This window comes from Thauera sp., assembly GCF_034003485.1.
In the GTDB taxonomy this organism is placed as follows: Bacteria; Pseudomonadota; Gammaproteobacteria; order Burkholderiales; family Rhodocyclaceae; genus Thauera.
In genome coordinates, this window is the sequence record NZ_JAVEYL010000003.1 from 100,137 (window position 1) to 115,973 (window position 15,837).

10 protein-coding genes are annotated in these 15,837 nt (G+C 63.9%); 9 read left to right on the forward strand and 1 reads right to left on the reverse strand.

Features of this window, described 5'->3' with window-relative positions; all coding sequences use genetic code 11:
• Nucleotides 1-2 precede the first annotated feature (2 nt).
• The 9 genes from sdhA to RBT54_RS02680 all read left to right on the forward strand — a co-directional run bounded on the left by sdhA (nt 3) and on the right by RBT54_RS02680 (nt 13,684).
• Nucleotides 3-1,796: a succinate dehydrogenase flavoprotein subunit gene (gene sdhA, locus RBT54_RS02640; protein WP_320363814.1), complete on the forward strand. Its 1,794-nt coding sequence runs from the start codon at nt 3-5 to the stop codon at nt 1,794-1,796.
• A gap of 19 nt (nt 1,797-1,815) precedes the next feature.
• Entirely contained in the window at nt 1,816-2,526 is a 711-nt protein-coding gene (locus tag RBT54_RS02645; RefSeq protein ID WP_320363817.1) for a succinate dehydrogenase iron-sulfur subunit, read from the forward strand.
• A gap of 15 nt (nt 2,527-2,541) precedes the next feature.
• Entirely contained in the window at nt 2,542-2,778 is a 237-nt protein-coding gene (locus RBT54_RS02650; RefSeq protein ID WP_320363819.1) for a succinate dehydrogenase assembly factor 2, read from the forward strand.
• A 64-nt stretch (nt 2,779-2,842) separates the two neighbouring features.
• The gene (gltA, locus tag RBT54_RS02655; protein ID WP_320363821.1) at nt 2,843-4,138 is read left to right on the forward strand and encodes a citrate synthase; all 1,296 of its coding nucleotides are present in this window, start codon (nt 2,843-2,845) and stop codon (nt 4,136-4,138) included.
• A gap of 169 nt (nt 4,139-4,307) precedes the next feature.
• Complete coding sequence (locus RBT54_RS02660; RefSeq protein ID WP_320363823.1) at nt 4,308-7,160, forward strand: 2-oxoglutarate dehydrogenase E1 component; 2,853 nt, start codon at nt 4,308-4,310, stop codon at nt 7,158-7,160.
• Between the two features lie 23 nt (nt 7,161-7,183).
• Complete coding sequence (gene odhB, locus RBT54_RS02665; RefSeq protein WP_320363825.1) at nt 7,184-8,371, forward strand: 2-oxoglutarate dehydrogenase complex dihydrolipoyllysine-residue succinyltransferase; 1,188 nt, start codon at nt 7,184-7,186, stop codon at nt 8,369-8,371.
• A gap of 84 nt (nt 8,372-8,455) precedes the next feature.
• A complete protein-coding gene (lpdA, locus tag RBT54_RS02670; RefSeq protein WP_320363827.1) occupies nt 8,456-9,880 on the forward strand; it encodes a dihydrolipoyl dehydrogenase in 1,425 nt (474 codons plus the stop codon).
• Between the two features lie 181 nt (nt 9,881-10,061).
• Nucleotides 10,062-11,177: a cell division protein ZapE gene (zapE, locus tag RBT54_RS02675; RefSeq protein ID WP_320363829.1), complete on the forward strand. Its 1,116-nt coding sequence runs from the start codon at nt 10,062-10,064 to the stop codon at nt 11,175-11,177.
• A gap of 224 nt (nt 11,178-11,401) precedes the next feature.
• Nucleotides 11,402-13,684 carry a mechanosensitive ion channel domain-containing protein gene (locus RBT54_RS02680; RefSeq protein WP_320363831.1) on the forward strand — a complete coding sequence of 761 codons (2,283 nt, stop codon included), beginning with the start codon at nt 11,402-11,404 and terminating at the stop codon, nt 13,682-13,684.
• A 114-nt stretch (nt 13,685-13,798) separates the two neighbouring features.
• Here the strand turns inward: RBT54_RS02680 and RBT54_RS02685 are convergent, their stop codons facing one another.
• On the reverse strand, nt 13,799-15,826 hold the full coding sequence (locus tag RBT54_RS02685) for a PhoX family phosphatase (protein ID WP_320363833.1): 2,028 nt from the start codon (nt 15,824-15,826) through the stop codon (nt 13,799-13,801).
• Nucleotides 15,827-15,837: the final 11 nt, after the last annotated feature.

The following is a 15,837-nucleotide window of genomic DNA, read 5'->3' on the forward strand; positions in this document are numbered from 1 at the left end:
GCGTGAACGTCGCTAAGCGTACCTTTGATGCGGTCATCGTCGGTGCCGGTGGTGCCGGCCTGCGTGCAGCCCTGCAACTCTCCGAGTCCGGCCTCAAGACCGCCGTGCTGACCAAGGTTTTCCCGACTCGCTCGCACACCGTAGCGGCGCAGGGTGGCGTGGCCGCCTCGCTCGGCAACTCGACCGAGGACAACTGGCACTGGCATATGTACGACACCGTCAAGGGGTCGGACTGGCTGGGCGACCAGGATGCCATCGAGTTCATGTGCAAGAAGGCGAACGAAGTCGTCATCGAGCTCGAGCACTACGGCATGCCTTTTGACCGTACCGACAACGGCAAGATCTACCAGCGTCCGTTTGGCGGTCACTCGATGAACTACGGCCAGGCGCCGGTCATGCGCTCCTGTGCCGCGGCCGACCGTACCGGTCACGCCATGCTGCACGCGCTGTACCAGCGCAACGTGCGCGCGAACACCCAGTTCTTCGTCGAGTGGATGGCGCTCGACCTGATCCGCGATGCCGATGGCGACGTGCTCGGCGTGACCGCGATGGAAATGGAGACCGGCGAGGTTTCGATCTTCCACGCCAAGGCCACCATCTTCGCCACCGGCGGTGCCGGCCGTATCTATTACTCCTCGACCAACGCTTTCATCAACACCGGCGACGGCGTGGGCATGGCAGCGCGCGCCGGCATTCCGCTGGAAGACATGGAGTTCTGGCAGTTCCACCCCACCGGCGTGGCCGGCGCGGGCGTGCTGATCACCGAAGGGGTGCGCGGCGAAGGCGGCATTCTGCGTAACTCGTCCGGCGAGCGCTTCATGGAGCGCTACGCGCCCAACCTGAAGGACCTCGCCTCGCGCGACATCGTGTCGCGTGCGATGACGACCGAGATCAACGAAGGTCGCGGTGCGGGCCCGGACAAGGACCATGTGCTGCTCGACATCACCCACCTTTCGCCCGAGACCATCATGAAGCGCCTGCCTGGCATTCGCGAGATCGCGATCCAGTTCGCCGGCGTCGATCCGATCAAGGCGCCGATCCCGGTCGTGCCGACCTGCCACTATCAGATGGGCGGCATCCCGACCAACTACAAGGGCCAGGTCGTGGTGCCGAAGGACGGCAGCCCGAACAGCCCGGTCGCCGGTTTCTACGCGGCGGGCGAGTGTGCCTGCGCCTCGGTGCACGGTGCCAACCGCCTCGGTACCAATTCGCTGCTCGACCTGCTGGTGTTCGGCAAGTCTGCGGGCGAGACCGTGGTCGAGGACTTCCAGTCGGGCCAGCTCAAGCTCAAGCCGCTGCCGGCCGACGCTGCGGAGGTTTCGCTCGCTCGCCTGGCGCGCCTCGATGGCCAGACCAACGGCGAAAGCGTGTTCGACGTCGGTCTAGAGATGCGACGCACCATGCAGAAGCATGCGGGCGTGTTCCGCTTCGACAATCTGCTCAAGGAAGGCGTGCAGAAGATCGGCGAGGTCGCCGAGCGCGCCAAGCGTACCGAGATTGCGGACAAGTCCAAGGTCTGGAACGTGGCCCGCATGGAAGCGCTGGAGCTCGACAACCTGATCGAAGTTGCGCGCGCCACCATGGTGTCGGCCGAGGCCCGCAAGGAGTCGCGTGGCGCCCACGTCCGCGACGACGCGCCGGATACGGCGGCAAATCCGAACGGGCGGGATGATGCCAACTGGCTGAAGCACAGCCTCTGGTACAGCGAGGGGAATCGCCTCGATTACAAGCCGGTCAATCTCAAGCCGCTGTCAGACGATGTCGAGCCGATCAAGCTCGCCACGCGCTCCTACTGAGCGCACGGGAGAAATACACATGAGCAAGCGTACCGTTCATTTCAAGATCTACCGCTACGATCCGGACAAGGACGAGAAGCCCTACATGCAGGACATCTCGGTCGAACTCGAACCGTCCGACAAGAAGCTGCTCGATGCGCTGATCCGCCTGCGCGCGAAGGACGACTCGATGTCGTTCCGTCGCTCCTGCCGAGAAGGCGTGTGCGGTTCGGATGCGATGAACATCAACGGCAAGAATGGCCTGGCGTGTCTGACCGACGTGGAGGGCCTGCAGGAGCCGATCACGCTGCGTCCGTTGCCCGGCTTGCCGGTCATCCGCGACCTGATCGTGGACATGACGCAGTTCTTCAAGCAGTACCACTCGATCAAGCCCTACCTGGTCAACAACGATCCGGCACCGGAGCGTGAGCGTCTGCAGTCGCCGGAAGACCGTGAGGAACTCAACGGGCTGTACGAGTGCATCCTGTGCGCGTGCTGCTCGACCTCGTGCCCGTCGTTCTGGTGGAACCCGGACAAGTTCGTCGGCCCGGCCGGCCTGCTTGCCGCGTACCGCTTCCTGGCCGACACTCGCGATCAGGACACCGGGGCGCGCCTCGACAATCTCGAGGATCCGTACCGTCTGTTCCGCTGCCACTCCATCATGAACTGCGTCGATGTCTGTCCGAAGGGTCTGAATCCGACTCGCGCGATTGGCAAGATCAAGGACATGATGGTCCGGCGTGCGGTCTAAGGGCAGGTCGACCGTATGACGATCAACAGAGGGCGCGTGCGCTGGCAGTGCCGTCGGGCTCTGCTAGAGCTCGACCTGGTGTTCACGCGTTTTCTCGAAAAGCATTTCGATCGTCTGACCGACGATCAGGTGGCGGATCTGGACGACCTGCTGAGCTGCGATGACTACGATCTCTGGGCGTGGGTAAACGGCAGCAAGGCTTGTGAAAATGACCGCTGGAAGGAGATGATCGGGCTGCTGCGTCAGGGGTGACGCAGTGTTTTTCGGTTCGATTACGACGATAAGCAGTTAAACCGGCAAGTAGAAGGGACGATCTATGAGCACTGAACGCACTGCAACCCTCAACGTCGATGGCCAGTCCGTCGAATTTCCGGTCATGACCGGCACCCACGGCAACGATGTCATCGACATCCGTACCCTGGGCGGCAAGACTGGCCTCTTCACCTACGACTCGGGCTTCCTGTCGACGGCCAGCTGCAAGTCGAAGATCACCTTCATCGATGGTGACAAGGGCGAGTTGCTGTATCGCGGCTACCCGATCGAGCAGCTTGCTGAACACTGCAACTTCCTCGAGGTTGCCTATCTGCTGAAGAATGGGGAACTCCCGAACGCGCAGCAGAAGACGGCTTTCGAAGGCACCATCAAGAACCACACGATGGTGCACGACCAGATGACCAAGTTCTACTCGGGCTTCCGCCGTGACGCACACCCGATGGCGGTCATGGTGGGTGTCGTCGGTGCGCTGTCGGCCTTCTATCACGAGGCGATGGACTTTTCCGACGCCGAGCACCGCAACATCTCGATCAACCGCCTGATCGCCAAGCTGCCCACCATTGTTGCGATGGCCTACAAGTACAACAGCGGCCAGCCGTTCATGTACCCGCGCAACGACCTCGACTACACCGCGAACTTCATGCACATGATGTTCGGGACGCCGTGCGAGCGTTACGAGCCGAACCCGGTGCTCGTCCGCGCGCTCGACGTCATCTTCACCCTGCACGCCGACCACGAGCAGAACGCCTCGACCTCGACCGTCCGTCTGGCCGGTTCCTCGGGCGCCAACCCGTTCGCCTGCATCTCGGCCGGTATTGCCTGCCTGTGGGGTCCGGCGCACGGTGGCGCGAATGAAGCCTGCCTCAACATGCTCGAGGAAATCGGCGACGTGTCGCGCGTGGGCGAGTACATCAAGCGCGCGAAGGACAAGAACGACAGCTTCAAGCTGATGGGCTTCGGCCACCGCGTGTACAAGAACTTCGATCCGCGCGCCAAGCTGATGGGCAAGGTCTGCTCCGACGTGCTGGCCGAACTGGGGCTGGAGAACGACCGCCTGTTCAAGCTGGCCAAGGAACTCGAGAAGATCGCGCTCGAAGACGAGTACTTCGTCGAGAAGAAGCTGTACCCGAACGTCGACTTCTACTCGGGCATCGTGCAGAAGGCACTCGGTATCCCGACCTCGATGTTCACCTGCATCTTTGCCCTGGCGCGTACGGTCGGCTGGATCACCCAGTGGGAAGAAATGATCACTGACCCGGAATACAAGATCGGTCGGCCGCGCCAGCTTTACGTTGGTACTGCACGCCGCGACGTTCCGGCACTCGGACAGCGTCCGTAAGAGACGATGGAGAGGGGAGGGAGGCTTCGCCGACTCTGAAGTGTACGGGGTGGCTGCGCATGCGTGGCCATCCCGTTTTTCCTTCCGACAGGCGCCGGGGCGTTCCCGAACACCGCATCACCCCCAAGCGGGGCAATGGCACATAAGCACATAACAGGTGGCTTTCATCATGATGAAGCAACTCGAACAAACTTCGCACTTGTTCGGCTCGAACGCGCCGTTCATCGAAGAGCAATACGAAAATTACCTCGCCGACCCGGCGTCAGTGACTGCCGAATGGCGCGAATACTTTGACAAGCTGCAGAGCCAGGCCGGTGCGGCCACGCGCGACGTTGCGCATGGCCCGGTCATCGCGGCTTTCGAGCAGATGGCCAAGCGTGGCCCGGTCCGCACCATCGTTTCGGGTGGTGGTGAGGACAAGCAGCAGGTTTCGGTCCTGCAACTGATCAACGCCTACCGCTTCCTGGGCAACCGCTGGGCGAACCTCGATCCGCTCAAGCGCACCGAGCGTCCGCAGATCCCCGAACTCGAGCCGTCGTATTACGGCTTCACCGAAGCCGACCTTTCGAAGAGCTTCAACGTGGGCTCGTTCCACGGCTTCACGACCGAGCACGCCAGCCTGCGCGAGATCCTCGAAGCCCTGCGCCAGACCTACTGCAGCTCGATCGGTGCGGAGTACATGTACATCTCCGACATCGCCCAGAAGCGCTGGATCCAGAGCCGACTCGAGAGCGTACGTGGTACGCCCAAGTTCTCGCTCGAAATGAAGAAGCGCATTCTGGAGCGCACGACGGCTGCTGAAACGCTGGAACGTTACCTGCACACCAAGTACGTTGGTCAGAAGCGGTTCTCGCTTGAGGGCGGTGAAACCGCCATCGTCGCCATGGACGAGATCATCCGCGTGGCCGGTGGCCTGGGGGTTGCCGAGACGGTGATCGGGATGGCGCACCGCGGTCGCCTGAACGTGCTCGTGAACACGCTCGGCAAGTCGCCCTCGATGCTGTTCTCGGAGTTTGAAGGCAAGGCCGCTGCCGATCTTTCGGCGGGCGACGTGAAATACCACATGGGCTTCTCCAGCGACGTGATGACGCCGGGCGGCCCGATGCACCTGACGCTGGCCTTCAACCCGTCTCACCTCGAGATCATCAACCCGGTGGTCGCGGGCTCGGTTTTCGCGCGCCAGGTGCGCCGCAAGGACATCGAGAAGCGCGAGGTGCTGCCGGTGCTGATCCACGGTGACGCTGCTGTCGCCGGTCAGGGTGTCAACCAGGAGATGCTCAACTTCTCCCAGACCCGCGGCTACGGCACGGGCGGGACGATGCACATCGTCGTCAACAACCAGATCGGCTTCACGACTTCCGATCCGCGCGACTACCGCTCCTCGCTGTATTGCACCGACATCTTCAAGATGGTCGAGGCGCCGATCTTCCATGTGAATGGTGATGATCCGGAGGCGGTGGCCTTCGTGACCGCGTTGGCGATCGAGTTTCGTCAGGAGTTCAAGAAAGACGTCGTGGTCGACATCATCTGCTTCCGCAAGCTCGGCCACAACGAGCAGGACGAGCCGATGGTGACCCAGCCGCTGATGTACCGCACCATTCAGAAGCATCCCGGCACCCGCAAGTTGTATGCGGATCGCCTGGTAGCTGAGGGCTCGATCACCGCCGACGAGCCCGAGAAGATGATTGCCGAGTACCGCGAGCACCTTGACCGCGGCGAACTGCTCTACAACCCGGTGCTCTCCGGTCACAACCGCCAGCATGCGGTGGACTGGACGCCCTTCCTCAAGCAGCCATATACCGACGCAGCCGATACCGCCATCCCGGGCCAGGAAGTGAAGCGTCTGGCCGAACGGCTCACCACGCTGCCCGAAGGGTTCGCCCTGCATTCGCGCGTCAAGAAGATCATTGACGATCGCGCTGCGATGGGTCGTGGCGAACTGCCGCTCGACTGGGGCATGGGTGAGAATCTCGCTTATGCCAGCTTGCTGGCACAGGGCTACGCAGTGCGTATCTCGGGTGAGGACGTCAATCGCGGCACCTTCTTCCACCGTCACGCTGCACTGCACGACCAGAAGCGTGAGCGCTGGGACGAGGGCACGTTCAAGCCGCTCGAGCACATCCAGGAAGGCCAGGCGCGCTTCCAGTGTTACGACTCGGTGCTGTCCGAAGAGGCCCTGCTGGCTTTCGAATACGGATATTCGACTGCTGAGCCCAATGAGCTCGTCGTGTGGGAAGCGCAGTTCGGTGACTTCGTGAACGGCGCTCAGGTGGTGATCGACCAGTTCATCAGCTCTGGCGAGGCCAAGTGGGGCCGACTGTCCGGCCTGGTCATGATGCTGCCGCACGGCTATGAAGGCCAGGGTCCGGAGCACTCTTCGGCACGTCCCGAGCGCTTCATGAACATGGCCGCAGAGAACAACTGGCAGATTTGCGTGCCGACCACGCCGGCACAGATCTTCCATCTGCTGCGCCGGCAGATGGTGCGTCGTCTGCGCAAGCCCTTGATCATCATCACGCCGAAGTCGCTGCTGCGCCACAAGGAAGCGATTTCGTCGATCGACGAGCTGGCGAACGGTTGCTTCCAGACCGTGATCCCGGAAGTCGAGAAACTCGATCCGAAGAAGGTGAAGCGCGTTGTCCTGTGCCAGGGCAAGATCTACTACGAATTGCTGGCGCACCGCCGCGAGAACAACATCACCGACACCGCCCTGGTTCGTGTGGAGCAGTTGTATCCGTTCCCGGCCGATGCGTTTGGCAAGGCGATCGCGCAGTTCCCGAACGCCAAGGAAGTTGTCTGGTGCCAGGAAGAGCCCCGCAACCAGGGCGCGTGGTACTGGCTCGCCTCGCGTCAGCATCTCGTCAATGTGCTGGGCACCAAGCGCAAGCTGTTGCTCGTGAGCCGTCCGGCATCGGCCTCGCCTGCAGTGGGGTATTACGCAAAGCATAACCAGCAGCAGAAGGACATCCTCGAAAACGCTTTCGGTCCGATCCAGGACGCGACGCCGCAATCCCCTAACTAATACAGTACCTTGGGAGAGAATTCATGCTTATCGAAGTTAAAGTACCGCAGCTGTCCGAGTCCGTGTCCGAAGCGACGCTGGTGTCGTGGCACAAGAAGGAAGGCGACGCCGTTGCGCGTGACGAAAACCTGATCGACATCGAAACCGACAAGGTCGTCCTCGAGACGCCGGCGCCGGCCGCCGGTGTGCTGGTCAAGATCATCAAGACCGATGGCGACACCGTGACCTCGGGTGAATTGATCGCACAGATCGACACCGAGGCTACTGCCGCTGCTGGCGGTCCGGTGGTTGAGCCGGTTCAGGCCGTCACCCCGCCGCCCGCCGCCGTCGCCTCGAGTGCGGCCGGTGCAGCCAGCCCGGCAGCGCGCAAGATCCTCGACGAAAAAGGTGTCGCTGCCGGTGACGTCGCCGGGTCGGGACGTGGCGGTCGCGTGACCAAGGAAGATGCCGTCGCTGCCCAGCCCAAGGCTGCCGCTGCTGCCGCACCTGCGGCAGTGGTCGCTACCGGCGATCGCGCCGAAGAACGCGTGCCGATGACGCGACTGCGCGCCCGCATCGCCGAGCGCCTGCTGCAGTCGAAGAACGAGAATGCCATCCTCACGACGTTCAACGAAGTGAACATGGCCCCCGTCATGGCGCTGCGCAAGCAGTACGGCGACAAGTTCGAGAAGGCGCACGGCGTGCGTCTGGGCTTCATGGGCTTCTTCGTCAAGGCCGCGGTGGCCGCGCTGAAGAAGTTCCCGATCCTGAACGCATCGGTCGATGGCAACGATATCGTCTATCACGGCTACATCGACATCGGCATCGCGGTGGGTTCGCCGCGCGGTCTGGTGGTGCCCATCCTGCGCAACGCCGAGTCCATGTCGATTGCCGAGATCGAGCTCAAGATCGCCGAGTTCGGCCAGAAGGCCAAGGACGGCAAGCTGTCGCTGGAGGACCTGTCGGGCGGCACGTTCTCGATCTCCAACGGGGGCGTGTTCGGCTCGATGATGTCGACGCCGATCATCAACCCGCCGCAGTCTGCCATCCTCGGCATCCATGCCACCAAGGATCGCGCCGTGGTCGAGAACGGCCAGGTCGTCGTGCGTCCCATCAACTATCTGGCCATGTCTTACGACCACCGCATCATCGACGGTCGCGAGGCGGTGCTGGGCCTGGTGACGATGAAGGAAGCGCTGGAAGATCCCGCTCGCCTGATCCTCGACGTCTGATCACAACGAACAGGGGCGCGTCACGCTGCCAGGTGAAGACCTGCGCGGCGGGGCAGCGCCCCGTTTTTCCGTAGGGAGAGATTTATGTCCAAAGAATTCGACGTCCTCGTCATCGGCGGTGGCCCCGGCGGCTATGTCGCAGCCATCCGTGCCGCGCAACTCGGCTTCAAGACCGCATGCTGCGAATCCAACCCCTATGCCGACCCCAAGGGCGAGCCGCGCCTCGGCGGCACCTGCCTGAACGTCGGTTGCATCCCGTCCAAGGCGCTGCTGCATACCTCGCACCTGTTCGAAGAAGCGGGTCACAGCTTCGAGAGCCAGGGCATCAGCGTGGGTACGCCGAAGATCGACGTTGCAAAGATGATTGCGCGCAAGTCGGGCATCGTCGACCAGCTCACCGGGGGCATCAAGGGCTTGTTCAAGAAGAACAAGGTGACCTTGCTCAACGGCCATGGTGCTTTCGCCGGCAAGGGCGACGCAGGTTGGCACGTCAAGGTGGGTGACGAGCTCGTCGTCGCCAAGCAGGTCATCGTCGCCACCGGATCGTCGCCGCGCCACCTGCCGGGCATCCCGGTCGACAACAAGATCGTGTGTGACAACGTCGGCGCGCTCGACATCGACGCGGTGCCGAAGAAGCTCGCCGTGATCGGCGCGGGCGTCATCGGCCTGGAGATGGGCTCGGTGTGGCGCCGCGTGGGTGCGGACGTCACCGTGCTCGAAGCCATGCCCGACTTCCTTGCCGCTGCCGATCAGGATGTGGCAAAGGAGGCGCTCAAGGTGTTCACCAAGCAGGGCCTCAAGATCAACCTCGGGGTGCAGATCGGCGAGGTCAAGATCGGCAAGAAGGGTGTGACGATCAACTACAAGGACAAGGACGGCGCAGATCAGAAGCTGGAAGCTGATCGCCTGATCGTGTCGGTTGGCCGCGTGCCCAACACCGAAGGCCTTAACGCCGAAGCGGTGGGACTGAAGATCACCGAGCGCGGCATGATCGAGGTCGACGACCACTGCAAGACCAACCTGCCCGGCGTGTGGGCGGTGGGCGACGTGGTGCGTGGTCCGATGCTGGCGCACAAGGCGATGGAAGAAGCGGTCATGGTCGCCGAGCTGATGGCTGGCCAGGCGGGGCACTGCAACTTCGACACCGTACCCTGGGTGATCTACACCAGCCCGGAGATTGCCTGGGTCGGCAAGACCGAGCAGCAGTTGAAGGCCGCCGGTGTGGCCTACAAGGTCGGCAAGATCCCGTTCATGGCCAACGGCCGTGCGCTCGGCATGGGCGACCCGACCGGCTTCGTCAAGATGCTGGCGGACGCCAGCACCGACCGCATCCTCGGCGTGCACATCATCGGCGCCAATGCCTCCGAGCTGATCTCGGAAGCGGTGGTGGCGATGGAGTTCGCCGGCTGCTCCGAAGACCTGGCGCGCATCTGCCACGCCCATCCGACGCTCTCGGAAGTGGTGCACGAGGCTGCGCTCGCCTGCGACAAGCGCCCGTTGCACTTCTGATCGGGTACTGATGCACGGGAGGGTGAGCTGCGCGGGGCCGGTCCTCGCCACTCACCCTTTTTCCGTCTACCCTGCCGTCTGTTTTTTCTGCATCCGTTCCGCGCTTCTTGCCCGGCGCGCGTAAGTGGCCCTGACCCATTCGGGGCGCCGAGCCATCAATCCGTTTCGTTCGCCTGACACCATGCCGCATCGCACTCTCAACGTTCCCGAACACGGGATGATCGACGCCTACGAGAACCAGCTCAGGACGCGCGGGTTCAAGTCAGACCCCGCGCAGCGCGCAGCCGCGCAGCGGCTTCAGGGGCTCTATACGGAACTCGTTGGCTTCAAGGCGGCTCGCCAGGGCAGCAAGATCAAGCAGCTTTTCAACAAACCGAAGATGCCGCGCAGCGTCTATTTCTGGGGCGGCGTGGGGCGAGGCAAGAGCTTCCTGATGGACTGTTTTTACGACGCCGTGCCCTACAAGCGCAAGCGTCGGGTGCACTTCCACGCCTTCATGCAGGAAGTACAGAACGACCTCAAGGACCATAACCACGAACCCGATCCGCTGCAGAAGGTGGCCGACCGCATCGCCCGCCACACCCGGATGCTGTGCTTCGACGAGTTTCACGTCTCCGACATCGCCGACGCGATGATCCTCGGCCGCTTGCTCGATGCGCTGTTCGCGCGCGGCGTGATCTTCGTGATGACCTCGAACTACCCGCCCGACGGCCTGTATCCGAACGGCCTGATGCGCATCAACTTCCTGCCCACGATCGAGATGATCAAGCAGCGCTTCGACGTCATCGAGGTGGACGACGGCACCGACTACCGGCTGCGCACCCTTGAGAACATGGAGATGTACCTCGTCCCGCATGATGAGGGCGCCGAGCGCAAGATGGCCGAAGACTTCCGCCGCCTCGCGGCGAGCGAGGGGCGGGGCGGGGCAGTCGAGGTGCTCGGCCGCAGCCTGCCGGTGGTACGCCAGGCACCGGGGGTGATCTGGTTCGACTTCGTGACGCTGTGTGGCGGCCCGCGTTCGCAGAACGATTATCTGGAGATCGCCCGCGAGCATCACACGGTGATCCTCTCCGCCGTACCGAAGATGCTGGTTGCCAATGCGTCGGAGGCGCGCCGCTTCACCTGGCTCATCGACGTGCTCTACGACCACCGGGTGAAGCTGATCATGAGCGCGGCCGTCGATGCCTACGACCTCTATACCGAAGGCCACAACGCGCACGAATTCGTGCGCACGGTCAGCCGCTTGATGGAGATGCGCACGCGCGACTATCTTGCGGAAGCGCATCGCACCGAGTGAGCATCCGGTGCGCGTCGCGCGGGCGTACGGTGGCGTGCGGGAGGGGCTATCTGTCGAGCATGATACAATTGCGCAAAACTAATCGGCCGCACGCCACTTGCGCTGACCTCCCGGGCTAGAACGAGGCAGGCGAGCCAGGCGTCTCCCGCTGCGGGGACATCGTGCGGCCTCGGCACCCCCTGGCGGTGCCGAACCCCGACCATCCCCACTCCAGGAGCCCCGCCATGACGCACATGCTCATGGCCTGCCGCGCGTTTGTATTTGCGCTTCTGCTCGCAGGCCTCTTTCCATCATCCGCGCTCGCCGCCGAACCCGCGGTTCAGACCGCCTCCGGCGAGGCCGGTCACCAACGCCTCGCCGACCTGCTCGAGGATGAGGCAGCTCGCGCCGCGCTCGTCGAGCAACTGCGCAAGCTGGGCGACAATGTCAGCGCAGACGCCCTCGCCACCGCGGCGCCCGACCCGTCGGTCGCCGCGCGCGTTGCCGACTTTTCCCAGCGCGTGGCGCAGGGCACGGTGCGCGAGACGCGCAACGCGGTCGAATCGGTCGGCGATGCATGGGCTCGGCTGCTGAGCGCCGACCCGCAGGCGCTGCTCTGGCTGGTGGGGGAGTTTGCGGCCCTGGTCGTGGTGACGCTGGTCGCGTTCCGCCTCTTGTACATCGGCGCCGGTTTCATCTTCCGCACGCTGGATCGCTCCGCCGCTGCGTCCGGTGGCCCGCGTGCCGTCATCTGGGTCCGGCGCGGGCTCGCGGTTGCGGGTGCTGCACTGACCGACGTGGCGACGATTGCGCTTGCCGGTGCGGTTGGGTATGCGTTCGCATTGTTCCTGCTCGGCACCGCCGGCGAGCTGCGCCCCCAGGAGTCGCTTTTCCTCAATGCCTTCCTGGTCGTGGAATCGCTGCGCGCCGTGTTGCGGCTTGTGTTCTCGCGCTATGGTGAGCACCTGCGCGTGCTGCCCGTGTCGTCCGAGGAAACGGCCTACTGGTATGCATGGGCCTCGCGCATGGTGTTCTTCCTCGGCTATGGCCTGCTGCTTGCGGTGCCGCTGATCAACCATTTCGTCACCGCCGAGCTGGGGCGTGCGGTCGCGATCGTCATCATGCTCGCCGCGCTGCTGCGGGCGGCGGTGATCGTGATGCAGAACCGGGTGCGCACCGGTGCCGCGCTAGAGGCGCTGGGCGAGCGCATGGCCTCGCCGTTTGCGCGCGTCAGCCTCGCGATCGGAGCGCGTATCTGGCATGTGGTCGCGATCATCTATCTCGTCGCCATCCTGGTCACCTCCATCCTGTATCCGGAGGAAGCGCTTCCGTTCATGCTGGCGGCGACCGGACAGACGATCGTTGCGGTGGTGGTGGGCATTGCACTGGCCGCGCTACTGACGCAGGTCATCCTGCGCCGGATCCGCATCGGCGACGAGTTGCGTGCGAAGTTCCCGCTGCTCGAGGCCCGACTCAACGCCTATGTGCCGACTGCGCTCAAGCTCGCGCGCTTCGTCATCCTTGCGGTCGTGCTTGCCTTCATCGTCGACGCGTGGACGCCCTTCGATCTGGGGGCCTGGGTGGCATCGGATGCAGGGGCGGGCATGATCGGCCGCCTGCTTTCGGTGGCGCTGATCGTCGTACTCGCCTTGTTGGTGTGGCTGGTGATCGCGAGCTGGATCGAGTTCCGCCTCAACCCTGAAGCCGGCGCCACGCCCAATCCGCGTGCGCGCACGCTGCTCACCATCTTTCGCAACGCGGTGGCCATTGCGCTCGTGGTGGTGACTTCAATGGTGGTGCTGGCCGAGATCGGCATCAACATCGCACCGCTGCTGGCCGGAGCCGGCGTGCTCGGCCTGGCGATCGGCTTCGGCGCGCAGAAGCTTGTTCAGGACGTGATCACCGGTGTGTTCATCCAGCTCGAGCGCGCGATCGACGTTGGCGATGCCGTCACCGCGGGCGGCATCACCGGCACGGTAGAACGGATGACGATCCGCTCGCTCGGCTTGCGCGACCTCTCCGGGACGTATCACCTGCTACCGTTTTCTTCGGTCGACACGGTGTCGAACTACAACCGCGACTTCGCCTACCACGTCGGTGAGTACGGGATCGGCTATCGGGAGGACACCGACGAGGCGATCGAGCATCTGCGGGGGGCGTTCGATGAACTGCTGCAGGATCCGGCGCTGCGTGCTCAGATTCTCAGCGACGAACTCGAGGTGCATGGTGTCACTGCACTTGCGGATAGCTCGGTCAATCTGCGGGTGCGGATCAAGACGCTTGCGGGCTCGCAGTTCCCGGTCGGTCGGGCCTACAATCGCCTGGTGAAACGCCACTTCGATGCGGCTGGCATCGAGATTCCGTTCCCGCACATGACGCTCTACTTCGGTGAGGACAAGCAGGGCAAGGCGCCACCGGCTTACCTGAAGCTGCTCGGCGCCGACGGCGGCAATGTGCGCGCAGCCGGGGAGGCTCTGGAAATCACCGGCGAAGGGAAATCGAGCGACGAGAAGCCGAGCGCAGCGTAAAGAATTCGAGCCTGCCACGGACGTGACTCCGGGGCAGGCTCGATGGTCTTGCGACCGGCAGGTCCCGCACAGCGCCTGACGGGACTATGCGGGCTGCGCGGCTGATGCCGTTCGTCAGGTGCCGATCACGCCGCCGTCGTTCTTGGTGACGATGACGGTGGCCGAGCGCGGGCGGCCACCGCTCGCATCCGGCCATTGGCTGAACGCCAGCGGGTTGGCCGCAATGTAATCGTCCATCGACGTGCCCGCCGGCGGGGTCGGGCGCTTGGGGTGACTGCCGACTTCGCCGGGGTGCTGGACGTTGATGAACATCGTCTTGCCGTCCGGGGTGAAGGTGAGGCCGGTGATCTCGCAACCCGACGGGCCGACGAGGAAGCGGCGGATCTCGCCGGTCGCGGGGTCCGCGCACAGCATCTGGTTGTTGCCCTGGCCGGCGTAAACCCCGGTGTTGCTGAAGTTGCCGTCGGTCTGGATCCACAGCCGGCCATCGGCGTCGAAACCGATGCCGTCCGGGCTGTTGAAGGTGTTCGACGTGTCGATGGCCGACGAGCCGGCATTGAGGTCGCCCGGCGCATACACGTTCGGGTTGCCGGCGATCACGAACAGATCCCACTCGAAGCTGAGCGCCCCAGCGTCGTTGCCGCCTTCGCGCCAGCGCACGATCTGGCCGAAGCGGTTTTGGGCGCGCGGGTTCGCATCATCGATGGCGCCTGCGCTGCGGCCGCTGTTGTTCGTCAGCGCGCAGTAGACCTCGTTGGTCCCCGGGTGCACCGCAATCCATTCGGGGCGGTCCATCTTGGTCGCGCCGACCGCGTCGGCGGCGAGGCGTGTCTTGATCAGCACCTCGGCCTGGTCGGCGAAGCGGGCGTCGGCAGCCAGGACCGGATTGGCCTGCTTGTCGAGCAACACCCACTCGCCGGTCCCCATGAAGTCGCCGGCGGTCGCGCCGTTGCCGAACCTGGCCACGTAGAGCTTGCCGTGGTCGAGCAGACGGCGGTTGGCGGCATCCTTGCCTGGCACGAAGCGACCGTCGGATACGAACTTGTAGATGTAGTCGTTGACCTGGTCGTCACCCGTGTACACGACGATGCGACGGTCGGCGGTGAGGGCGTAGGCGCAGTTCTCGTGCTTGATGCGGCCGAGCGCGGTGCGCTTGACCGGCATCGAGGTCGGATCGAAGGGATCGATCTCAACCACCCAGCCGAAACGGTTCGACTCATTCGGCTCCTTGGCGTAGTCGAAGCGATCGTCAAACTCTTCCCAGCGATAGCCGGTGCCGCGGGCGCTGATGCCGTAGCGCCGCATTACGTCGTCGCGGCCATCCACACCACTGGCGGTGCCGAAGTAGCCGTTGAAGTTCTCTTCACAGGTCAGGTAGGTGCCCCAGGGCGTGAAGCCGTTGGCGCAATTGTTCAGCGTGCCGAGCACGCGCGTACCAGTGGGATCGGCCTTGGTCTTCATCAGGGCGTGGCCGGCGGCCGGGCCGCTGATCTGCATCGGCGTGTTGCCGGTGATGCGACGGTTGTATTTGGAGTTGAGGACGATCTCCCACTTGTTGCGGTGCTGGCGAACGTGGATGACCGAGACACCGTGCGCGTTCTGCGCCTTGAGCACCTTGTCGGCGGTCCACGGTTCCATGAACTCGGCACCGAACAGGTACTCGTAGTTGGTGTACTCGTGGTTCATCACCAGCAGGCCTTCCTGGCTCGACTTCCCGTGAATCGGGAAGAAGTGCATGCCGTCGTGGTTGTCACCGATCTGGCGGGCCTGGTCGGCGCCGGTGTTGGTGCCGTCCGGCTTCCACATCGGCGAGTCGGTGAACAACGGATCGCCCCACGGCGCGAAAGTCTGCGCGCTGTAGCCCGGCGGAACGACGATGGCGTCTCCCTCGGAGATGGCAACCGGCGCGAAGCCGATCTTCGGTGCCTTGCGGGGACCGTTGTTGCCGAAGCCGGCACCCATATGCTGGTGCGCGTGCTGCGCGGCCTGGGCGGCGAGCGGCGCAGCGAGGAAGGCGGCGGCGCCGAGGCCGAGCCCACTCTTCAGGAAGCCGCGGCGCGACACCACGCGGTCCACGACTTGTTGGAAGTGCTCGTTGTCGGAAAGGTTGCTGGGCAGGTCGTCGAGGTCGAACTGACTCATTACGGGCTCCG